Below are 21044 nucleotides of genomic sequence, written 5' to 3'. Positions count from 1 at the left end.
CCGCAATGGCTCAGTGTTTTAATACGTGCCGGATGGCTTTTGCGTCGGTTGCTCTTTATAGCGAGCAATCGTCTCCATGGCGCTTTGACGCAGCAGGCTGATATCGATTCCCACCGCGATGAAATGACAGCCTAGCGCCTGGTATCGTCGGGCATCTTCTTCGAGCGGCGCTAAAATTCCCACCGGCTTGCCTGCGGCCTTGGCGGTCTTGATCACCTTCTCGATAGCCTGTTGGACATCGGGGTGGCCCGGATTGCCTGCATGGCCCATTCCCACCGACAGATCGGCAGGACCAATAAATACCGCATCCACCCCATCTGTGTTGGCAATCGCCTCGGCGTGTTCCACGCCTTTGGGCGACTCCACCTGCACAATCAAACAGAACGACTCATGGGCCTTATGCAGATAGTCATCAACGCCATCCCAACGAGTTGCCCGTACCAGGCCTCCGCCTACGCCACGGATACCGTGCGGTGGGTAGCGCGTCGCTTGCACCAGCGCCGTGACCTGCTCGGCGCTTTCGACCATGGGTACCATTAACGTCTGAACGCCAATATCGAGCAGTTGCTTGATCAACGCCGGGTCCTGATTGACACAGCGCACCACCGGCGCGGTTGGGTAAGGCGCCACCGCTTGTAGCTGGGCCAGAATCGTGGGCACGGTATTCGGCGCATGCTCACCATCGATGAGTAACCAGTCAAAGCCGGTGCCGGCGAGAATTTCGGCGGCATAGCCTGTCGCGAAACCGGCCCAGCAACCAAACAGGGGATCGCGCTCGGTCAGCGCATTTTTGAAGGTATTAACGGGCATCTGCATGCTTGCGGCTCCCAAGAGGTAATAACCAGTTACTGCAAATTGACGTACATGCCACCGTCTACCAGTAGCGACGCACCGGTAACGTACTGCGCCATGTCGGAGGCGAGAAACACCAGCGGCCCGGCCAGGTCTTCAGGGCGGCCCAAACGGCCCAGCGGCGTGCGCTCGGTCATGTAATCCCGCTTCTCCTGGTCGGCAAGGTCGTCCTTGTTGATATCGGTTTCGATAGTGCCCGGAAGCAGCGCATTACAGCGAATTCCATAGGGCCCCAATGCCACCGCACAGGACTGCATCAACGACAAAAGTCCTGCTTTGGTGGGGGTATAGTGCGTTTGCATCGCCCCGCCCACGAGTGCACTGATAGAACTCACCGCGATAATCGCGCCACCGCGGCCTTGGCGCTTCATCTGATTGGCCGCGGCTTGAACCGCGAAGAAGGCACCATTGAGATTCGTATTAACCGTGTCGAGATAGGTCTCCCGCGGCATATCCAGAAAACTATGGAAAGGACAAATACCCGCATTATTTACGAACACATCGACACCACCGAAATGCTCGACGGCGGCGTCAACCAATAGCTGACCGGTGTCCGGATCTTCCGCAGGCGCGCCAACCCCGACCCCCTTACGGCCCAGCGCTTCGATTTCCTGGATCAATTCGTCGACCGCGGTACGACTAGAGGGACTACCGCTATAGCCAATGATCACATTGGCCCCTTGGCGCGCACACTCCAGAGCGGCCGCACGGCCAATGCCCCGTGAAGCGCCGGTAATAATGACGCTCTTATCCGCTAGCAACATATAAAATCCTTTTAATTTCAGTCAGTAAAATTTAAAAGCGATAAATGCGGCGAGCATTCTTCACAAATAGCGCCTGATGCTCCGCCTGGCTCGCATCAGCCACTATCTGGGCATAGGCACGCCAGATATCTTGATAGCCGGCATACAACCCATCCACCGGATAGTTGGAAGCAAACAGGCAGCGCTCTACCCCAAAGGCATCGAGCGCCTCGAGAATCAGCGGGCGGATACTACCGACACTCCAGTGATGATCGAGCATGCCGAAGCCGCTCAGCTTGATCGCTATATTGGGCTGACGAGCCAGCAAGCGCATTCCATCGCGCCACTCGCGCCAGCCGCGTACGCCTTGCCGGTCGACATACATGCCCGCGTGATTTAGCACGAATTGAATATCCGGGTGACGAGCGGCTAACGCGGCGGCCTGAGTCATTTGCGAAGGATAAATCTGCAGGTCGAACGAGAGCTCCAGTTGCGCTAGCCGGGCCATGTTCTGCTGCCATAGAGACTCCTCCATGTAGTGGCGCCCCACATAGTCGTAAAGCGGATCCTGGTGCACATTGAGGATTTGGCGTACCCCACGTATCTGGCTTGAAAGTTCGAGCTGGGCCTCTAGCTGCGCTGGCGCCTCAGGCTGCGATAGATCCACTCCTGCGACCATCGCCACATCCAGGGAAGAATGCCTGGCAAGCAGGCGAGTAAGCCACTGTGTTTCTGCCACAGGGTCATCCGCATCGGCTTCCACATGTACCAGCCCCATAAGCTCTATGTCGTCGAGCTGATCGAACAACTCCTGGGGTCCGAAGTCGCGTGCCATGGGCGTGTAGTCGCCCAGCAAGTTCGGCGAGGGGTTCTCGAGCCAGGGCTGATTGCCTTGGTCGAGGGCCCAAAAATGCAGGTGCGGGTCGACTACTTGCAAGCTGACTCTCCAGGTAAAAAGGCAAACACTTCCTCAAGGGGGATGCTGACCGGCGATTTATCTGAGGTCGTGTCCATAATATCGTCCATATACGCCCACCAGCGCTGCATAACGGGAAGTGCAGATAGCTGGTCGACGGTGTGTGCCTCTCGCAGGTACATGATGGCGAACAAATGATGGCTTCGTGGATCCAGGAAAATCCGGTACTCCTCGATGCCAGCATCGGCTAAAGCCTTCGCGAGTTCTGGCCATAGCTCGTCATGGCGACGCCGGTACTCCTTTTCCTGCCCGGGATAGAGCGTCATACGCACCGCTTGAATCGGCATGAGACCTCCTTTGCAATCGACTCAATGGGTATAGGGACGCGCCAACTCGCAATCAGGATTCAGGCGTACGCCAAAGCCGGGCTTGTCGAGTTTCGAAGCGGGCATGCGACCGTTTTCTGGTACAGGCTCATCCAAAAGTAACGGATTGAACATAGGCACGACCTCGTCCGCCTTGGGCGCCATCATCAAAAATTCGGCGAACGGGCTGTTGTGGCGTGTAATCACGAAATGATAGCTGTATACGGAGGAGCCGTGCGGTACGACCAGCTTGTTATGGGCATCAGCCAGCGCCGAGATTTTAATAAGCTCGGTGATGCCACCGCACCACCCCACATCGGGCTGAATGACATCGCAACACTCCATTTCAAGCAGCATGCGAAAGCCCCATCGGGTCGCTTCATGCTCGCCCGTGTTTACGAGCATGCCCTTGGGGACATCGCGTTTGAGCTGGGCATAGCCCCAATAGTCATCCGGCGGCAAAGCTTCTTCGATCCACTTCAGATCATACTCTTGAGCGCCCTGAGCCAACCGCGTGGCATAGTTGATATCGAGGCTCATCCAGCAGTCGTACATCAGCCAGAAATCATCGCCAACGGCCTTGCGCATCTTGGCCAAGTGCTCAAGATTTTTCTGAAGTCCCTCATCGCCTTCGGCTGGACCATGCACCAGCGGCATCTTGCCACCAATAAAGCCCATTTCCTTGGCCAGATCCGGACGTGCGCCGGTGGCATAAAACACCAGCTCATCGCGGACCGGACCGCCCAGTAACTGATGTACCGGCAGTTGACGCACTTTGCCCAATAGATCCCAAAGGGCCAGATCGACACAGGAAATCGTGTTGACCACCACGCCTTTACGTCCGTAATAAAGCGTGGCGTTAAACATCTGATCCCAGATCTTTTCGATCTCGCCCACCTGCTTGCCTTCAATAAAGCGCGCCAGGTGTTTCTCGACGATCCAGGCACCAATTTCGCCACCGGTGGTGACGGCAAACCCGACCGTGCCATCGCTTGCCTCTACCTCGACTACTAACGTGCCCAAGACGTTGAGCCCGAAACTGCTTCGGGTCATTCGATACTCAGGGTACTTGCTCATGGGCGTGGCAATTTGTGAGTCGATCCAGTGCCCTTCTGCCTGGTCGTGATAATCCGCACCGCCACCGCGAACGGTATAGGCGCGCACTTGCTTGATAGTCATATCGCTCATTAACGTTCCTTTTAGCTCTTATTAACGCCATCGTATTAAGTAACGTTGTATGTAAAAGTAAGTTAGTGGGCCAATGCTTATCCAGCTCTTCTCGATACCTTTTAGTTATCAACTGGCTTAACGCCCACAACGGCGCGGCTTTGGATCCAAGCAGGTAAAATACGTGATATGGCTCACTAGACTAATGTCGCACAGCTTGAGACGTTCACTTCGCCATACTATTTAGGTATCAAAAAAGCGAGCAATAACCATGGAAAGCTTTCAGTCACTGGTCGCACGGCTGCGCTACAAGCACCTGCTGATGCTTTCAACCCTAGGGAAACGTAGAAATCTACATCAGACAGCTGCCGCTATGCATATGTCTCAACCAGCCGCTACACGAATGCTGGGGGAAATTGAGCGAGTGTTTAGCTGTCAGCTTTTCGAACGTACCGCGCATGGCATGCAGCCGACGGGGCCAGGCGACATGCTCATCGAATTTTCTGAAAACGCCTTGGCACGCCTTGATCGTTGCGCCGAAGAGATGCACCGCTATCAGCTAGGCGGCCGAGGTCAATTGACGGTAGGTGCTATTATGGGGGCCGCACCCGAACTGGTAGCGCAATCCATTATTGAGATGAAACGCCAGCGCCCGCTTCTACAGATACGCTTGATGGGAGAAACCAGCGACCAGCTCGTAGAACTCCTCGATCAGGGAAAGGTGGATATCGCCATTGCCCGCTATGCCACCTCGATCCAGCATAATCAGTTCGACTTCGAACCGTTGGGCAATGAAAACATGGTGACAGTAGTTCGCCGTCATCATCCCCTCGTTGAGGCCCCACTGCCGCCTTTAAAAGATCTGCTTGAAATGTGGCCCTGGATATTGCAACCCATCGCAACACCCGCGCGCCAGGCACTGGAAAAAGAGCTCGAAATGGAAGGGTTGGTTTCGCCTCGAGATATTATCGAATGCGGATCTATCTTTGCGGCGTTACAGCTTGTGCAGAAAAGCGATGCACTGCTTGTCATGGCCGAAACCGTACTCAACGATCACTTATCGGCGGGATTGATTGAAAAGCTCCCCATGAGCTTGGGCAGGACGCTAACACCTTTCGGACTATTAACCCGAAAAGAGACTTACTATAGCGAACCAGTGACTGGTTTTTGCGACATCCTTCGACGAAACGCCACTCAATGGCGAGATTAATGCATGCCCGATAGCTATCGATAACACAAAAAAACGATTCTTCAGACCTTACGAAAGCCGTTCGATTCAATACAGTTGATAATTGGTAACCCATAAACCAGCAAAGGCCGTGGCTGCTATATCCAAGACATGGATATGCAAAGCTTCTCTTTGAGTGCGTTGTCACGACCTTTCTGCGGCTTAAAGCTGGTTATTTCTAAAGTGCTTCGTGCAGATAAGGGCGCCTGCTGATGCAGGCGCCGATTGCGGCCAACAACCCCGCCGGGGTTGCTGCCCGTTATACGAGTTTACTCATCCCAGGCCGGCGCCATGTCCGGGTTGGCAATGCGTTCACCGCGGTCGAGGGTCGCGATATCCGCCATTTCGGCCTCGGTCAAGGTGAGCTCGAAGGCCTTGATGTTGCTCTCGATATTACGCGCCTTGGTGGAGGACGGAATGGTGACGATGCCGCGGCCCTTGAGCCAAGCCATGGTGATGTCCGCCGGGGTGAGGCCGTGGACGCCGGCGATCTGCTTGAGTACCGCATCCTCCATCACCTTGCCCACCGCCAGCGGCATGAACGCGGTGACCTCGATGCCCAGTGACTCGCAGTGTTCGGCAAGCTTGCGGTTTTGCAAGAACGGATGCACTTCGATTTGGTTGGTGAGGATCTCGCCCTTACCGAGAATGCCCACTGCCTCGTCGAGCTGGGCGATGGTGAAGTTGGAAACGCCGATATGGCGCGCCTTGCCTTCCGCCTTGACCTCTTTTAGCGCGGCCAGGTAGTCCGCCATGGGCACTTCGTCGTTGGGCGAGGGCCAGTGAATCAGCAAAAGGTCCACGTACTCGGTCTTGAGCTTTTTCAGGGACTCGTCCACGCTCTGCTTGAGCGCATCCGGCTCGAGGCGGTCGTACCAGACCTTGGTGGTCAGGAAGATATCGCCGCGAGCCACGCTGCTATCGCGAAGTACCTCGCCGACGGTCTCCTCGTTGCCGTAAAACTGGGCCGTATCGATGTGCCGATAGCCCGCCTCCAGCGCGGCGTTGATGCTCTCTTTAAGCGTCTCCCCTTCCAAGCGGAAGGTGCCGAAACCGGGATTGGGCAGGGTGTTCGTAGCCATGGGTATCATCCTTTTTGCGTTAAGCACTTGCATGTGCGGTGTCGTTAAGACTTAAGTAGCGATATGGGGCACACGGCAGCCAAGTTCAACCACTCAAGGCAATGCGCTACACTCTTTTCTTTGCCTGCTAATAAGTCCGCCATGCCCCATAACGCCATTGATACGCCCTGTACGCCGCCGATTTACCGTCAGCCCGGTTTTTTGAGCTTTTTACTCGCGCGGCTAGCCGCGGTCTTCGCCATGCAGATCCAGGCGATCGTGGTGGCTTGGCAGGTGTACGACATTACCCGCGATGCAATGTCGCTGGCCTACGTGGGGCTGGCCCAGTTTCTGCCCATGGTCGTGTTGCTGTTGCCCGCAGGCGATGTGGTCGACCGTTTCTCGCGCAAGCGTATACTCCTGCTGAGTTGGGCGGTACAGGGGCTTTGCAGTGCGCTTTTATGGGTACTCGCCCAGGCGGCCCATGAAAGCATTACGGAAATCTATTTGGTGCTGGCGCTTTTTGGCTGCGCCCGGGCGTTTACCGGCCCGACCCTGCAAAGCCTTTTACCCAATATCGTGCCGCGTGCCCAGCTTGCCCAGGCCATTGCGCTAAATAGCTCGATCATGAAGGTCGCGGTCATCAGCGGGCCGCTGCTGGGCGGGATGCTTTATAGCGTAGGCGGCGGAGAGCTTGCCTACGCGGTGTGCCTGGGTTGCTTTATCGTCGCACTCGGTTTTCTGCTGCGGGTGCCGGTGCGCTACGTCGAGAAAGTGAAGGTGCTCGAAAGTACCGCCTGGAAGCGCTTCTCGGCAGGCATTGCCTACATCCGCCATCAGCCGATCATTTTGGGGGCCATTTCGCTGGACCTTTTCGCCGTGTTATTGGGCGGCGTGGTAGCGCTATTGCCCATTTACGCCCAGGAGGTGCTGCACGTGGGCGCCGAAGGCCTTGGCGCATTGAGAAGCGCCATCGCCATTGGCGCGCTATTGATGGGGCTTTATCTGGGCGTGCGGGGCATTACCCGCCGCGCCGGGCACGTGATGTTTGCCGCGGTGGCGGTCTTTGGGGTGGCGAACCTGGTATTCGCCTTCTCGACGCTTTTTTGGGTATCGATGGCCGCCATGCTGGTGGCGGGGGCGGCGGACATGATCAGCGTTTACGTGCGCACGACGCTGATTCAGCTGGCCACGCCGGATGAGATGCGCGGCCGGGTAAACGCGGTCAATATGCTGTTTATCGGCTCGAGCAACGAGCTTGGGGAGTTTCGTGCGGGGAGCATGGCCGCAGGCCTTGGCGTGGTGCCAGCGGCGGTAATCGGCGGCGTGGGCACACTGGCCGTGGTCGGCGCATGGATGAAGCTCTTTCCCACGCTACGCCGGGTGGATCGTTTCGACGATGCCCGCTGAGTGCGCCGCGGGGCTTTGCGCCACCATGCTGACTACACTGCCTACCACGATCAAACAGGGCGACGGCAGCGGGTGCGACGCCAGGCGCACGGGCATATCCTCGAGCGTGCCGACGAGCGCTTGCTGCTCGGGCTGGCTGGCGTTGGCCACCAGCATGATCGGCCAATCGTCCGGCAGGCCTGCCTGGCGTAAGCTCTGACAAATCGCCTCGACCTTTGAAAGCCCCATGTAGAACACCAGGGTTTCGTCCTGGCGCGCAAGTGCCTGCCAGTCCGGCGCGCCGCCTTCACGGCAGAGCTGGGCGGTAATGAAACGAAGCTGCTGGGCGTGGCCGCGGTCGGTCAGCGGAATACCCATGCTGGCCGCCGCCGCCGAGGCGGCGGTAATACCAGGCACAATGCGGGCCTTGATATCCGCCTCGGCCAGTGAAAAAAGCTCTTCGCCCATGCGCCCAAAAATGCCCGGGTCACCGCCTTTCAAACGCACGACCGACTTGCCCGCCCGGGCAAGTGTGACCAGCTGCGCGCCGATCTCGGCTTGGGGCACGCTGTGATGGCCGCGGCTCTTGCCCACGTAATAGCGCTCGGCGCCGGCGTGTATAAGGGCCAGCACCTCATCGTCCACTAACCGGTCATAAACCACGGCGTCGGCCTGCATCAAAAGCCTGGCGGCTTTCAGCGTTAGAAGCTCGACATCGCCGCTGCCCGCGCCCACCAGGTAAACCGTGCCCTTCTCGCACTCGCCACGGGTAGGTAAACACAGATGCTCCTTGCGGGGCGTCACGCAGGACCACACCTGTCGGCTGACGCGCATTAGCGCCTCAGGCCATTTTTGTAACCGGTGTTTGCTTAGGACGCGCATGGCCCCGCTCCTTTTCAAGAATCGATTCAAGTTCAGACAGGCACCGAGCGTGTCGATGCGTTCATGGCCGCTGCGTACCCTCTGATGGCCTGCTGAGACTTAACGGGGGCAGGCTGCAAACACCGGAAAACCCGTTCGGCGGGACGCCCGGCAGCCGCCACTTCAGGCAATCATTATACACACCCGCCGCGCCGCGCGATCTTCGCTTTCGAGCGTGGCGAGGCCTCCCGGCCTAAACGATGCCTGGGCCTAAACGCAAAAAATCGCCGCCTCTTGATACAAAGCGGCGGCGCTATAAAAGGATTGGCGTTTTCTTGGCGCTTCGAGCTTGCCCCGAGCTCTAGCCTTCGTCGCTATCCAAAAACGCGATCAGGGCCTTATTGAACGCCTCAGCATGGGTGACGTTGAGGCCGTGGGGCCCGCCGCTAATAGTCTCGAACTTCGAATGGGGCAGCGTTTCACTGGCCCGCTTGCCGCTGACCTCGACCGGTACGATACCGTCGGCGTCGCCGTGCAGCACCAGCGTCGGCAGCTTCATTTTGGGCAGATCGTCGCGAAAGTCGGTGTAGCTGAAGGCCTTGACGCAATCGAACGTCGCCTTGGGCGAGGCGAACGCCGCAATGTCGCGGTGGTACTGGCGATTGGGCTCGCTGATCAGATCGGTCTTGTCGCCGGCGGCGAAGAAGTTTTTGGTGAAATCCTCCAAAAACGCGAGGCGATCGCCCCGAATGCCGTCCAGGAACTGGTTGATGGTGGCATCGTCCAGCCCGCCGTCCGGGTTGTCATCAGCCTTGTAAAGATATGGGGGCACCGCTGCCGCCAGCACCGCCTTACTGACTCGATCGGTGCCGTAGCTTGCGATATAGCGGGCTACCTCGCCGCCACCCATGGAAAAACCAACCAGCGTTGCGTCATGAACGTCGAGAGCGTCGAGCAGCTTTTTAAGATCCGCCGCCAGGGTGTCGTAATCGTAGCCGCCGTCGGCCTGGGTGGATTTACCGAAGCCCCGGCGATCGTAGGTGATGACCTTATAGCCCGCCTCGACCAGCGCCGGCACCTGCGGCTCCCAGGCGCGCCCGCTGAGCGGCCAGCCATGAATCAGCACCACGGGCTTACCCGCCCCGTGGACCTCGTAGTAAAGCTCGACCGGTGTTCCTTGCTCGGTTCCTGCATTGAGCAGCGGCATCGTTTCACCCTCCAAATTGGTTGAACGTGATAACAGCGTGTCATGAAAGGCTAGTACAACTCTTCACGGCTTACCAAATGCTTGCCGGGCCAAGTGGGTGCCAGCTTTGGGCGAAGGCACGCCAGAAAATTGCTATGCTGAGCCGCGTTGTCCACCACTTTAGGAGCAAGTATTGGTGAAGACCGAGTCCGGTACATTGGCTTTTTCCGCATTCATGGCGCTTTTGATCGGTGTCGTGGGCATCGCGGCCACGCTTGCTTCCAACTCCCAAGCCATATTGCTGGATGGCCTTTTCAACATGATCTATTTCGTCGTGGCGCTGGTCACCATCAAGGTGAGCAAGATGGCGAGCCAGCCGGACAGCGACGCCTATCCGTTCGGCTATAGCTACTTCGAGTCGGTGGTCAATCTCTGTAAGGGGCTACTGATTTTTGGGGTCTCAATCTTTGCGCTGGTCGACGCGATTGCCGCGCTTTTGACCGGGGGCCGCGAAATATCCGCGGGTATCGCAGTCGTGTACGCAAGCTTTGCGACTCTGGCCTGCTCGCTGACCGCTTGGGTGATGCATAAAAGCGAGCGCCACGTGGTCAGCCCCCTGGTAGCCGCGGACAAGCTCAACTGGGTGGTGAACAGTATTATCTCGGCGGCGGTACTCACCGCGTTTTGCCTAGTGGTACTGTTCGATAAGCTGGGGTTCGAGCGCGTTCTGCCCTATGTCGACTCGATTCTGGTGATCGCGGTCGTGGTGCTTTGTCTGGGCGTGCCCATCCGTATGGCGAGCCAGGCGTTGGGCGAGCTGGTCAACAAGGCCCCCACGGAAGCGGTGGCGGCACCAGTTCGCGAGGCCGTGGCGCGGGGGCTCGAAAGCATCGATGCGCTGGAGGTGCGGGTTCGCATCGTCCGCCCTGGTCGGCTTTTGTACGTGATGGTTCACGTCGTGCTGCCCGACGATCAGGCGTCGATGTCGCTGACCACCCAGGACGCCCTTCGTGACCGAGTCGACGAGCAGGTCCGCTGCCACTACTCGCCGGTGGTGTGCGACGTCGTGTTTACCGTCGACACGCGCTGGGCGGCGCCGACCAGCGGGCTACTGGTGCGCCAGATCAATTGAGCTCCCCCTCGTGGTTTGCAAAGCGAACATTGCTACCCTAAAACGCCAACGAGAGCTTTGCCATGTACACCCAGGCCCTGCTGGCCGGTCTTCAGGAACGACTCACCCAGGCACTACCCTGCTGGCAGTTGCCCGCCGATTCGCACGTCAAGCTTCTCACTACCTCGGAAAACGCCACCTTTTTGACGACGAGCCCCGCTACCGGACAGACGTACACGCTTCGCGTACATCGCCCGCATTATCACTCAAGGCGAGAGATCGAATCGGAGCTTGCCTGGCTCGACGACCTACGCCGGGCCCGCCGAGTCGAAATACCGTCACCGCTGCCTACCCTCACAGACAGCCCGGTCCTTAAACTCCGGCTCGACGGCCGCTGCTTTTACGCCGTAGCGTTCGAGTATATCGAAGGGGAAGCCCCGAACTGGGGCCAAGAGCTGCCCGACGGGTTCGAAAAGCTGGGGGCGATCACCGCTTCACTTCACGAGCACAGCAAAGCCTGGCAGCCACCGACGTGGTTCGTTCGCAAACGGTGGGACCTGGAAACGATGATCGGGCCGAACGCCCTCTGGGGCGACTGGCGACAAGCCCCAGGTATCACGGCGCCGGATAAACGCGCGATCGAACGGGCCATCGCGCGGATTTACCGGTTCATTAGCGCGTACGGCAGCGACGAGCGGCGCTACGGATTGATACACGCCGACCTGCGCCCGGCCAACCTGCTGGTGAACGCCGAGCGGCTATCGGTCATCGATTTCGACGACAGTGGTTTTTGCTGGTACGCGTTCGATTTCGCCGCTGCCATCAGCTTTTTCGAGCTCGACCCGCTCGTCCCTCGGCTGCGCAAGGCGTGGCTTCGCGGTTATCGACGTGTTGCCGCCTTCGACGAGCACGACGAGGCAACGCTCGATACGTTTATTATGATTCGGCGCATCATGCTGAGTGCCTGGCTCGTCAGCCACGCCGAAAGCCCCACTGCGAAAGCACTGAGCGACGGTTTCATTCAAGGCACCGCCGCCTTGGCGCGAACGTATTCAGGCATCTCGAACCTGGCGCCGCGCTTACACATTGGTTGAAATAATCCGACTACGAGCCAACATCGAGGCACGCCCTCCCGAAAAAGCCTGACCATCGTCGGCTCGTTCGCGCAGCCTATCAGGCAAGGCGCCGTGCCTGATGGAGCAGCAGATAGAACACACTCAAACAGCCCGCCAGCGAAAGCCACGCGCTGGGTCTTCTGCTGAAGCTGTTGGTGAAACCCGGCGATACGGTGTTCGCGGAGTTCTTTGATTACTACAACCTCTTTGGCCTTTTACATATGCACGGCGTGCGTCTCATCGGCGTGCCACACTTGGCCGACGGGCCGGATCTCGAGCAGTTGCAAGCGCTGTTCATGCGGCTCGCACGCCATATGGGCGCCATACTGGTCACGCTCTATCATAACGGCTGGGAAGTCTTCACCCCGCCGACAGGCGGGATGTTCGGATGGGCAAAGCCGCCCGTTGAAGAAAGCGAAGCGATTGAATGTCGCTTATATGCAGGATGAAAGCGTTTTAAAATTCATCCGCGCCTTTCAATGAAATCGGGCACCCGAAGGTGCCCGATAGGGTATTCATCTTGCGCCGGCGATTACTCGCTAGAGGCGTTTTGCGGCTCGATACGGTAAAGGCCGCCGTCCTCTTCGTCGGTGAGCACGTAAAGCATGCCGTCCGGGCCCTGGCGGACGTCGCGGATGCGACCCAGCGTGTCGGCCAGCAGCATCTCTTCGTGCACGATCTGGTTGTCGTCATCCAGCACCAGGCGATGGAGCTGCTCGCGGTTCAAGGAGCCCGCAAACATATTGTTCTGCCACTCGGCAACGTCACCGGTGTAGAACGTCAGCCCCGACGGCGCCATGGAGTCTTCCCAGATATGGTTCGCGGGCGTCACGCCGGGCGCCTCACGTCCCAGGCCGATATGCTCTTCGGTGGTGTACTCGGTACCGTGAGCGATCATCGGCCAGCCGTAGTTCGCGCCTTCGTCTACCCGGTAGAGGCGGTCGCCGCCGTTGGGGCCGTGATCCACCGCCCATACTTCGTTGGTGTCCGGGTGAAGCGCCAGCCCCTGGTTATTGCGGTGGCCGTAAGAGTAGATTTCCGGGCGCAGATTGCCGGGTTCCACGCCGATGAAGGGGTTGTCTGAATGAGCGCCACCGTCTTCATTTAGGCGAATCATCTTGCCACCGGGGTTGGTCAGATCCTGGGGCAGGTTTTGAACGTTACGGTCGCCGATCGGGAAGATCATCGAGCCGTCGCCGGGAAAGACGATGCGCGAACCATAGTGAGCACCAGGATGCGTACGCGGTACCTGGGTGTAAAGGGTTTCCAGGTCGGTCAGCGTAGCGTTGTCCGCGTCGATTCGTGCGCGCGCCACCGCGGTTCCGGTCCCGTAACCCGGCTCGTAGGTGCTAAAGGCGCGGGGGTCGCCAGGGCTTGAGTAGGTGAAGTAGACCCAGCCGTTGTCGGCGTAGTCCGGATGCACCACGACATCCAACAGCCCGCCCTGGTTACCGCCCTCGACGGCGGAGTCCTCGTCCTCCTCCACATCGGTTTTAGGGAGGTTGTCGAGCTCGATCACGTTATCGCCATCGATCAGTCGAAGCCGCCCCGGGCGCTCGGTGATCAGCATGCGCCCGTCCGGCAACCAGGCCACGCCCCAGGGGTGCTCCAGCCCGCCAACGACGCGCGTGACGTCGAACGTGGTTTCCTCGCTTTCCACGTCCGTCGCCACGCTCTCTTCCAACACGCTGGCCTCGGCCTGCGCCCCGGCCGCCATCGCTAAAAATGCCGCGCCCACCCCCCACCGAAGCGGCGCCGGCTTCAAGGGCATTTTGAGTACCTTTTGGCTCGTCATGATCTACTCCTTTAGAAAAGATTAACGTGGATTAACTGAGACGATATATTTTTAGCGTAGGGAAGCTTTGCAAAGCCCACAAATAGCGCTTTGCTAATAAAGGTGAAGCAAAAAAGGCCCGCGGATCGCCGGATGAGAAAACAGCGTCGATGTTAGCGCTTACGCTTTGGCCCGGCGCGAGGCGCCATGAAGGGCGCTACTATCCCTGGTCGCGGTACTGCGCGTAGGTATCCCGCGCGCGCATGAGGTGCTGCTGCATGGCTTTTTTCGCGGCGTTACCATCGCGCGCCAAGATGGCTTCGAGTATGCGCGCGTGCTCTTTTTGTACCTGCTCCAGGTAGCGCTGAGAAGACACCGGATTGATATCCCTACTCATGAGCTTGGCGCGGGGAATCACACTTTGGCTCCACTGCTCATAGAACGACTCGAAAAACGGATTCTTGGTTGCCTTGGCAATCGTAAAATGAAAAAGATAGTCCTCTTCCCGGGCCTGAGCATTCGCCGTATATGCCTTGATAAACCCTTGGTGCTGAGACTCCAGCGTCGCTTTATCCTGTTCATCGTGGCGTAAAGCGGCAAGCTCTGCCGCGGCAGGCTCCAGCGTCAAACGTAGTTCTAAAAGGTGTAAAATATCCTCGACCGTCGTAGGTTTAATGCGCTCTGCCGGGCGCGCCTCCACTTTCGAGGTACGCAAAATGGTCGTGCCCACACCACGGCGTGTTTCGACCAAACCCAGTGACTTGAGATGCGTAATGGCTTCCCGAATAACGGTGCGGCTCACGCCAAAGGACTCGCAAAGACTGTTTTCGGTGGGCAGTTTATCTCCTACAGCTACTTTGCCCTGCACAATCAACGTTTCAAGCTGCTCCGCCACGTGTACGGATAAACTACCCTGTTGAGGAACCTTGTTGACTTTAAATGGCGTTGTTAGAGGCGTTTGCGTGGCCATGCCCGACATCCTTTGTTTGCATTCAATAAAATGTATCGCGCCATTTTCATAAGTGTTCGATAAACAGGCACTAATTTATAATCGCATATCATCCTACCACCCGTTCCCACTTGGGCTTAAACCCTGATCCCGGCAATCCCCTTTTCCGGGTGCGAATGAGTCATATCTATATAGTTTTTAACTTTTATTAAAAAATCAAAAAACTGTTAAATATTAACTCGAAAAATTAAACATCTATCTTTATAACGCTAACCTGCAAGTTCAATAACCGACTGCCATAACTGATCGTCGATATTAATAAGTTCTTTTGCATTGCGATTATGAAACGTCGATTCTCCGGGCCACCGCGCGGTGTGGCCTTGTTCTGCTGGCACCGCTGCTTTCAAATGAGCCTGGATCCCCTCGACAATCGCATCACAGGAGGCCTTGCCTCCCAACTGGCGAGGATCGAACACCATGAATATTTGGCAACTACCGCCACCGCTGCCGCGTTGGACCTTATCGATTTCGTGGCTCGGATTTCCCTGGGCCAACAAAGAGGCTAACGCATCGAGCAGGATGGCCAACCCCGAGCCTTTCCAATACCCGGTTGGCAATAAGCGGCGCGTGGCCGCAATGGCTGCCGGGTCCCGGCTGAGCTCCCCGTCGGCGTCGAAGCCACCATCGACGGGCAGTTGCTCGCCTTTTAACTGCGTCGTTTGAAGCTTGCCATAAGAGAACTGGGACATCGCCATGTCCAGTACCAGCGGCCCCTTTTCGTAGGGTACACCCATGACGAGCGGATTGTTTCCAACGGATTGGGACGTCGCCCCCCAGGCAGGCATGCACGATTCGGTGTTCGTCCACATGATCGCAGCAAACCCCTGCTCGACGGCGTGCCAGCCGTAGCTTCCGCCGCGCATCCAGTGGGTGGTATTACGCAAAGCCACCAGCCCCATCCCGTGCTCTTTAGCTAGCTCCATGGCCCGTTCGGTGGCGTGCAAGGCGTTAGTGATACCTATGCCCATGTTGCCATCCAGTACTTCGATGGCCCCGAGGGTCTGCACGTTAGTGGGCGAGGCCGTAATATCGACAAAGCCCTGTTCTACGAACTCGACGAAACGCGGCACGCGGCCGATGCCATGGGAGTGAACACCGTCCTGGGTGCTCTCGGTATGGATACGCGCGCAGGTTTTTGCGCACTCCTCGCTCAAACCCGCTTTTAAAAAAACGTTTTCAAGCGTGTTCAGCAAGGTTTCAAACGTCACTCTAGTCATGATCACCTCAAAACATAATACATAATATATTTATTACGTTAGCTTTAACACATCTACATAGCTATTCCTCCTTGGTCGCTATAATTAAAAAAGGCCACCCGAAGGTGGCCTTTGAAACGATTACACGAAGATCGCTAACCGATTACTGCTCGCGCTTGCCATCTACCAGGCGGTTCAAACTCAGCGGATTGCTCTGTCTGATCGCCTCGGGGAGCAGCGCATCCGGCAAATCCTGATAGCACACCGGACGCAGGAAGCGGTAAATAGCCGCCGTTCCAACCGAGGTCGTCCGAGAATCCGACGTCGCCGGGAACGGGCCACCATGCACCATGGCATCGCACACCTCGACACCGGTCGGCCAGCCATTGATCAAGATACGGCCGGCTTTGCGCTCGAGCGTGGGCAGAAGTTTACGCGCGGCCTCAAGGTCGGCGTCGTCCATTTGCAGCGTCACGGTAAGCTGCCCTTCCAGGTGCTCGGCCACCTGTTTGAGTTCCTCTGTGTCAGCACATTCGACGACCAGAGAGGTCGAACCGAACACTTCCCCCTGCAACGCTTCGCTACCCAGGAAGTCTTGTGCGCTGGTCGTAAACAACCCGGCCTGGCACTGGTTGGGGCTATCGCCTTTTTGTCCGCGCGCTACTTCGTGAGCCTTGCCACTATCCTGCAGGTTTTTGACGCCCTTTTCGTAGGCCTCGAAAATACCCGGGGTCAGCATGGTCTGAGCCGCGCTCTCTTTGACGGCGTTGCCCGCCGTCTGAACAAACGCGTCAAGCTCTGGTCCTTTAATCGCAATCACAAGCCCCGGATTGGTGCAGAACTGGCCCGCGCCCATGTTGAGCGACCCAACGAACGCTTTAGCCATCTCTTCACCGCGCGCTTTCAAGGCTTCTGGCAGCGGGAACACCGGGTTGATCGAGCTCATTTCGGCATAGAACGGAATGGGTTCCGGACGCGACTGAGCCGCCTTCCAAAGTGCGATACCGCCGCTACGCGAGCCAGTGAAGCCAGCGGCCTTGATACGTGCATCGCTCACCAGAGCGGTTCCCACTTCGCGACCGGAACCAAACAGTAGCGAGAAGACACCTTCAGGCAGACCGCATTTCTTGACGGCTGACTGAATGGCTCGGCCGACAAGCTCACCGGTGCCCGGGTGTGCAGCGTGCGCTTTCACGATGACCGGGCAGCCTGCGGCAAGTGCCGAGGCGGTGTCACCACCGGCCACAGAGAAAGCCAAGGGGAAGTTACTGGCGCCAAATACGACCACCGGGCCAAGCGCAATGTGACGCTGACGCAGATCGCTACGCGGCATGGGTTCACGGTCAGGCATGGCCGAGTCGACCCGTACATCCAGCCACTCGCCGGCACGCACGGTTTTAGCGAACAGGCGAAGCTGGCCGCAGGTACGGCCTCGCTCGCCCTGAATACGCGCTTGAGGTAGCCCCGACTCGGCAACGGCCCGCTCGATCAGCGCATCGCCTAGCGCTTCAATTTCGTCGGCAACGGTTTCAAGAAACGCAGCGCGCTCTTCAAGCGATGTTTCCCGGTACTGGTCAAAAGCGTCCCAGGCAAGCTGGCATGCCTGATCTACCTCCGCTTGGGTGCCGCCTGCATAGCCAGGCTCCAGGCGTTCGTTTGTTGCGGGATTGATAGCCTGAATAGGATCACGAGACCCTTTAACGGCTTTCTGTCCGATTAACATTTCACCTGTTAAATTCATCTTGCCTCCTGCGATGAGAGTAATGTTCCTGGTTTATTTGCAGTTAAACCAGGCAGCCCTTGCAAACTTTAGCTAGCACTTTCGCCTTAAAATGGCGAGTCGAAAACAATGCCCCTCGTATGTAATCTAGTAGATCGATACTCGGTTAGATGTCTTTATAAATATTAAACATTATCGCCTTCGGTAGTGTTGCTTCGCTGATTAGAACGATAGTTTTGCCATAACGTCAGAGCAAGTAAACCAACGGCTACTACTAAAAAGGCTACGCTAATTGGTCGAGTGAAAAAAGGGGTCCAGTCGCCCTGAAACGACTGAAGCCCGCGACGCAAATTCGCTTCGGCAATAGGGCCGAGAATCAACCCCAGAATGACCGGCGCCGTACCAAAATTATAACGATTTAGGAAATAACCCAAGACACCGAAGCCGAGCATTAAATAGAGATTAAAGACATCGCCATCGACACCATAAACACCGATAAAACAAAACACTAGAATGGCGGATAAAAGTTGTTTTCTTGGCACCGTCAGAACACGAATAAATAACTTAATGCCCAGACACATGATCAAAAGCATGAAGACATTCGCCACCAGATAGGCAAGAAAGATACCGTAAACGGTGCCGCTTTGATCAGCGAAGAGCAAGGGTCCAGGCGTAATACCTTGAATCATGAGCCCGCCGAGTAGCACGGCAGTGGCAGCCTCGCCGGGAATACCCAAGGCCAGGGTAGGAATTAGCGCGCCCCCCAGCAAAGCGTTATTCGCGCTTTCGACGGACACGATACCCGGCGCGTGACCGGTACCAAACTTCTCGGGGGATTTCGAAAAGCGCCGCGTTTGATCGTAGGCCACCAGAGACGCGATACTACCGCCAGCGCCGGGTATGGGGCCGACCACCGAGCCAGACGCGACCCCGACCAGCACGGCCTTCCAGTTTTTTAACGTTTCGATAAAACGCGGGCGGGCGATGTCGACCCGGTGAGCACTCTCCTTGATGCGCTCGTTAGGGTCGTACTCAAACGCATCCTTGAGGACCTGAGAAACCGCGAATAGCCCGATCAAGGCCGGCAAAAGGCTTACCCCGGTCAAAAGAGAGAGCTCATCGAAGGTAAAGCGGTTGACCCCGGTAATCGGGTCGGTTCCGACAGTAGCGATAAAAAAGCCGATAATGCCGGCGATCAAACCCTTGATGAGCGACTTACCCGCCACCGAGGCGATGATCACCAGACCGAAAACACTCAGCGAGAAGTACTCTGCCGGCCCAAACCGCAGCGCAAATTCGGCAATGGGCGGCGCCAGCAGGCTCAGTATCACCATGCTGGCGACGCCGCCAAAGAAAGAAGCCACGATTGCCAGGCCAAGCGCGCGCCCTGCTTCGCCTTTCTGCGCCATGGGGAAACCATCGAAGGTGGTGGCCACCGACGAAGGCGTGCCCGGAATATTCAACAAAATGGCGGGTATAGAACCACTGGCGCCCGCACCACAAAGGGCGCCGAGCAGCATGCCAATCCCCGCAACGGGGGGCATACCAAAGGTCACGGGTAGCAACAGGGCAATCGCCATCGCCGAGGTCAAACCCGGCAGCGACCCCATAATGATACCCAATAGAGTCCCACCGGCAATCGCCAATAAGGTACTCAGTTGTAACACCATACCCAAGCCATCGAGATAACCGGAAATCATGCAAGCCTCCTAAATATCAAGAAGTAAGAATGTCCGGTCACGATGGGAGCGGAATTTGGAACAGTTCGGTAAACACATAAAAGATGGCGCTTGCGAGTACTACCGAAAAAACCGCAGCAGAGAGTACCGATACCCCTTTTTGCGCCGTCGATAACGTCGCCCAGGTACCGCTAATCAGTACCAGCCCCATTACACAAAAAAAGGTAAATAATGATGTGCTAATAATATATCCAAGCCGCTCGAACGCTAAAATATAGGCAATCAACAAAACGATGATAAACGACCACTGGGCGATGCTACGTACGTGCCCCGAAGCCGATGATGTTTTGTCGTCACTTCTACTATTGCTTTCCGGGCTCTTGCTTTCCTGGTTCTTCCATTCCTGAAAGTCTTTAATTAGACAGGGGATGGCCAGTATAAAAATGAGGCTAGAAAGAAGCTTTGGAAAAAAAGCGGCAGAAAGGTCACCGGGTATTTCAACATTAGGCAGCGCTGAGGCAGCGACGAACGCACTGGCTGAAGCAATTAGTAGAAAAACATTAAATAGCGGCTTTCCAATGTCACGTTCCATAATGTTACCCAGTCGCTTTTACGCTAGATCAGTAGTGCCGAAAACATCCATGCTGGCAGGGGATGCCCGCCAGCGTGCCTCTCCCACGATTAATTTGCCAAATCACCCGCTGCTTCGCGCATGACCGTGGCGGACTCATCGATGAAAGCATCGAGCTCGTCGCCGTAGAGTGGTGCAAGCTCGGTTCCCAGGTTGTTCGCCGTTTGCTCGTAAGAGCCGTCTTCGACGATTTGCTGAATGGCGGCCACCCATTGCTCTTTCACTTCTTCGGGCAGGCCTTTCGGACCGACGATACCCCGCCAAACGGTAAGCGTTAGGTCGTACCCGGACTCTTGAAACGTCGGTACGTCCGGCAGGTTATCGCTGCGTTCGGCGTAGGTCGTCGCCAGGGCGTTCAAACGACCCGACTCGAGCGCCGAGCGAAGCTCTGCACCCCCCAACACAACGGCCTCGACATGGCCACCCATGGCCGCAGAAATGGCTTCGGAGCCACCGGGATAGGGAATCAGGTTAAAGTTAGCTTCGGTACGGTTGGCGATGGCGTTGGCGGTAATATAGGCAGAAGAGCCCACTCCGGAAGAGCCCACACGAATGGACTCAGACGCCGCGGCCTCGGCCAGACTCTCGATATCCTGGTAGGGACTCTCGCTACTCACCGCAATCAAATAGGGTTCTTCGACGATCTTGGCAATGAAGTCGAAATCATCGTGGGTAAAAGCGACGTTACCCATCGCTTCAAGCGTCAGCATGGCATTGCTGGCGGCCAGCAGCGTGTAGCCATCGGCCGGCGAGGCCACGGCGCGGGACATACCCACGGCGCCGCCGCCACCGGCGATGTTGCGAATGACCAGGGTGGCGTCCAACTGCTCTTCGACCAGCGGTTGAAGCGCACGGACGAAGGTATCGTTACCGCCACCGGCAGAGAACGGAACGATCATACTGATATTTTTCGTAGGGTAATCCGCCATTGCCTGACCTGCGGCAACTACCCCGATGGCGAGCGTCAAATTGCTTAGTAGTTTTTTCATTATTAGTGCACCTCTCACTCGGATTTAGAAGCCCGGAGTTACGCTTGAACGC

The 21044-nt window shown here is 57.2% G+C and carries 20 protein-coding genes; 5 read left to right on the top strand and 15 right to left on the bottom strand.

The window, feature by feature from the left end:
- Window positions 1-18: 18 nt before the first annotated feature.
- From ACWHRL_RS03995 to rhmD, 5 genes are read right to left on the bottom strand one after another with little or no spacing between them, the layout of a single operon-like run.
- Complete coding sequence (locus ACWHRL_RS03995) at window positions 19-816, bottom strand: HpcH/HpaI aldolase family protein (protein WP_447895327.1); 798 nt, start codon at window positions 814-816, stop codon at window positions 19-21.
- A gap of 29 nt (window positions 817-845) precedes the next feature.
- Window positions 846-1616, bottom strand: a complete 771-nt coding sequence (locus ACWHRL_RS03990; protein ID WP_447895326.1) for an SDR family NAD(P)-dependent oxidoreductase — start codon at window positions 1614-1616, stop codon at window positions 846-848.
- A gap of 31 nt (window positions 1617-1647) precedes the next feature.
- Window positions 1648-2532, bottom strand: a complete 885-nt coding sequence (locus ACWHRL_RS03985) for an amidohydrolase family protein (protein ID WP_447895325.1) — start codon at window positions 2530-2532, stop codon at window positions 1648-1650.
- Window positions 2523-2858 carry an L-rhamnose mutarotase gene (gene rhaM / locus ACWHRL_RS03980; protein ID WP_447895324.1) on the bottom strand — a complete coding sequence of 112 codons (336 nt, stop codon included), beginning with the start codon at window positions 2856-2858 and terminating at the stop codon, window positions 2523-2525. Before rhaM ends, ACWHRL_RS03985 begins: the two co-directional genes overlap by 10 nt.
- A gap of 21 nt (window positions 2859-2879) precedes the next feature.
- Window positions 2880-4064: an L-rhamnonate dehydratase gene (rhmD, locus tag ACWHRL_RS03975; RefSeq protein ID WP_447895323.1), complete on the bottom strand. Its 1185-nt coding sequence runs from the start codon at window positions 4062-4064 to the stop codon at window positions 2880-2882.
- 250 nt (window positions 4065-4314) lie between these two features.
- On the opposite strand from rhmD, the gene ACWHRL_RS03970 reads away from it, so the two are divergent.
- Window positions 4315-5253 carry a LysR family transcriptional regulator gene (locus ACWHRL_RS03970; protein WP_447895322.1) on the top strand — a complete coding sequence of 313 codons (939 nt, stop codon included), beginning with the start codon at window positions 4315-4317 and terminating at the stop codon, window positions 5251-5253.
- Window positions 5254-5540: 287 nt separating this feature from the next.
- On the opposite strand, the gene dkgB is transcribed toward ACWHRL_RS03970, so the two are convergent.
- Window positions 5541-6353, bottom strand: coding sequence for a 2,5-didehydrogluconate reductase DkgB (gene dkgB / locus ACWHRL_RS03965; RefSeq protein WP_447895321.1), 813 nt, complete (start codon window positions 6351-6353; stop codon window positions 5541-5543).
- A 141-nt stretch (window positions 6354-6494) separates the two neighbouring features.
- Between dkgB and ACWHRL_RS03960 the strand changes: the two genes are divergently transcribed.
- A complete protein-coding gene (locus ACWHRL_RS03960; RefSeq protein WP_447895320.1) occupies window positions 6495-7742 on the top strand; it encodes an MFS transporter in 1248 nt (415 codons plus the stop codon).
- Here ACWHRL_RS03960 and cobA read toward each other — a convergent pair.
- Together cobA and ACWHRL_RS03950 are read right to left on the bottom strand one after the other, a co-directional pair.
- Window positions 7707-8603 (bottom strand): uroporphyrinogen-III C-methyltransferase, encoded by an 897-nt coding sequence (cobA, locus tag ACWHRL_RS03955; RefSeq protein ID WP_447895319.1) that lies wholly within the window; start codon window positions 8601-8603, stop codon window positions 7707-7709. The genes ACWHRL_RS03960 and cobA overlap by 36 nt on opposite strands.
- Before the next feature lie 340 nt (window positions 8604-8943).
- The gene (locus tag ACWHRL_RS03950) at window positions 8944-9789 is read right to left on the bottom strand and encodes an alpha/beta fold hydrolase (RefSeq protein ID WP_447527988.1); all 846 of its coding nucleotides are present in this window, start codon (window positions 9787-9789) and stop codon (window positions 8944-8946) included.
- A gap of 175 nt (window positions 9790-9964) precedes the next feature.
- On the opposite strand from ACWHRL_RS03950, the gene ACWHRL_RS03945 reads away from it, so the two are divergent.
- The 3 genes from ACWHRL_RS03945 (at window position 9965) to ACWHRL_RS03935 (ending at window position 12443) form a co-directional block, all read left to right on the top strand.
- Window positions 9965-10900 (top strand): cation diffusion facilitator family transporter, encoded by a 936-nt coding sequence (locus ACWHRL_RS03945; RefSeq protein ID WP_447896145.1) that lies wholly within the window; start codon window positions 9965-9967, stop codon window positions 10898-10900.
- 62 nt (window positions 10901-10962) lie between these two features.
- Entirely contained in the window at window positions 10963-11973 is a 1011-nt protein-coding gene (locus tag ACWHRL_RS03940) for a phosphotransferase enzyme family protein (protein ID WP_447895318.1), read from the top strand.
- Between the two features lie 176 nt (window positions 11974-12149).
- Window positions 12150-12443, top strand: coding sequence for a hypothetical protein (locus ACWHRL_RS03935; RefSeq protein WP_447895317.1), 294 nt, complete (start codon window positions 12150-12152; stop codon window positions 12441-12443).
- 83 nt (window positions 12444-12526) lie between these two features.
- Here ACWHRL_RS03935 and ACWHRL_RS03930 read toward each other — a convergent pair whose 3' ends face one another.
- The 7 genes from ACWHRL_RS03930 to ACWHRL_RS03900 form a co-directional block, all read right to left on the bottom strand.
- Complete coding sequence (locus tag ACWHRL_RS03930) at window positions 12527-13789, bottom strand: PQQ-dependent sugar dehydrogenase (protein WP_447895316.1); 1263 nt, start codon at window positions 13787-13789, stop codon at window positions 12527-12529.
- Window positions 13790-13988: 199 nt separating this feature from the next.
- Complete coding sequence (locus tag ACWHRL_RS03925; protein ID WP_447895315.1) at window positions 13989-14747, bottom strand: FadR/GntR family transcriptional regulator; 759 nt, start codon at window positions 14745-14747, stop codon at window positions 13989-13991.
- Window positions 14748-14986: 239 nt separating this feature from the next.
- Complete coding sequence (gene yiaK, locus ACWHRL_RS03920) at window positions 14987-15994, bottom strand: 3-dehydro-L-gulonate 2-dehydrogenase (protein ID WP_447895314.1); 1008 nt, start codon at window positions 15992-15994, stop codon at window positions 14987-14989.
- Between the two features lie 142 nt (window positions 15995-16136).
- Window positions 16137-17714, bottom strand: a complete 1578-nt coding sequence (locus ACWHRL_RS03915) for an aldehyde dehydrogenase (NADP(+)) (RefSeq protein ID WP_447895313.1) — start codon at window positions 17712-17714, stop codon at window positions 16137-16139.
- A 164-nt stretch (window positions 17715-17878) separates the two neighbouring features.
- Entirely contained in the window at window positions 17879-19393 is a 1515-nt protein-coding gene (locus ACWHRL_RS03910) for a tripartite tricarboxylate transporter permease (protein WP_447895312.1), read from the bottom strand.
- Between the two features lie 37 nt (window positions 19394-19430).
- On the bottom strand, window positions 19431-19964 hold the full coding sequence (locus ACWHRL_RS03905) for a tripartite tricarboxylate transporter TctB family protein (RefSeq protein WP_447895311.1): 534 nt from the start codon (window positions 19962-19964) through the stop codon (window positions 19431-19433).
- Between the two features lie 89 nt (window positions 19965-20053).
- Window positions 20054-20992 carry a tripartite tricarboxylate transporter substrate binding protein gene (locus ACWHRL_RS03900; protein WP_447895310.1) on the bottom strand — a complete coding sequence of 313 codons (939 nt, stop codon included), beginning with the start codon at window positions 20990-20992 and terminating at the stop codon, window positions 20054-20056.
- Between the last annotated feature and the right edge of the window lie 52 nt (window positions 20993-21044).

It is taken from the genome of Vreelandella sp. GE22 (genome assembly GCF_968212445.1).
Note: the sequence above shows the minus strand (reverse complement) of the source record. Positions and strands in the feature narration are given on the sequence as shown.

Excerpts from the sequence above, each read along its gene's own strand:
- ACWHRL_RS03995 (WP_447895327.1), bottom strand. The coding sequence starts at position 816 with ATGCAGATGCCCGTTAATACCTTCAAAAATGCGCTGACCGAGCGCGAT.
- ACWHRL_RS03990 (WP_447895326.1), bottom strand. The coding sequence starts at position 1,616 with ATGTTGCTAGCGGATAAGAGCGTCATTATTACCGGCGCTTCACGGGGC.
- rhaM (WP_447895324.1), bottom strand. The coding sequence starts at position 2,858 with ATGCCGATTCAAGCGGTGCGTATGACGCTCTATCCCGGGCAGGAAAAG.
- rhmD (WP_447895323.1), bottom strand. The coding sequence starts at position 4,064 with ATGAGCGATATGACTATCAAGCAAGTGCGCGCCTATACCGTTCGCGGT.
- ACWHRL_RS03970 (WP_447895322.1), top strand. The coding sequence starts at position 4,315 with ATGGAAAGCTTTCAGTCACTGGTCGCACGGCTGCGCTACAAGCACCTG.
- dkgB (WP_447895321.1), bottom strand. The coding sequence starts at position 6,353 with ATGGCTACGAACACCCTGCCCAATCCCGGTTTCGGCACCTTCCGCTTG.
- ACWHRL_RS03960 (WP_447895320.1), top strand. The coding sequence starts at position 6,495 with ATGCCCCATAACGCCATTGATACGCCCTGTACGCCGCCGATTTACCGT.
- cobA (WP_447895319.1), bottom strand. The coding sequence starts at position 8,603 with ATGCGCGTCCTAAGCAAACACCGGTTACAAAAATGGCCTGAGGCGCTA.
- ACWHRL_RS03950 (WP_447527988.1), bottom strand. The coding sequence starts at position 9,789 with ATGCCGCTGCTCAATGCAGGAACCGAGCAAGGAACACCGGTCGAGCTT.
- ACWHRL_RS03940 (WP_447895318.1), top strand. The coding sequence starts at position 10,963 with ATGTACACCCAGGCCCTGCTGGCCGGTCTTCAGGAACGACTCACCCAG.
- ACWHRL_RS03930 (WP_447895316.1), bottom strand. The coding sequence starts at position 13,789 with ATGACGAGCCAAAAGGTACTCAAAATGCCCTTGAAGCCGGCGCCGCTT.
- ACWHRL_RS03925 (WP_447895315.1), bottom strand. The coding sequence starts at position 14,747 with ATGTCGGGCATGGCCACGCAAACGCCTCTAACAACGCCATTTAAAGTC.
- yiaK (WP_447895314.1), bottom strand. The coding sequence starts at position 15,994 with ATGACTAGAGTGACGTTTGAAACCTTGCTGAACACGCTTGAAAACGTT.
- ACWHRL_RS03915 (WP_447895313.1), bottom strand. The coding sequence starts at position 17,714 with ATGAATTTAACAGGTGAAATGTTAATCGGACAGAAAGCCGTTAAAGGG.
- ACWHRL_RS03910 (WP_447895312.1), bottom strand. The coding sequence starts at position 19,393 with ATGATTTCCGGTTATCTCGATGGCTTGGGTATGGTGTTACAACTGAGT.
- ACWHRL_RS03905 (WP_447895311.1), bottom strand. The coding sequence starts at position 19,964 with ATGGAACGTGACATTGGAAAGCCGCTATTTAATGTTTTTCTACTAATT.
- ACWHRL_RS03900 (WP_447895310.1), bottom strand. The coding sequence starts at position 20,992 with ATGAAAAAACTACTAAGCAATTTGACGCTCGCCATCGGGGTAGTTGCC.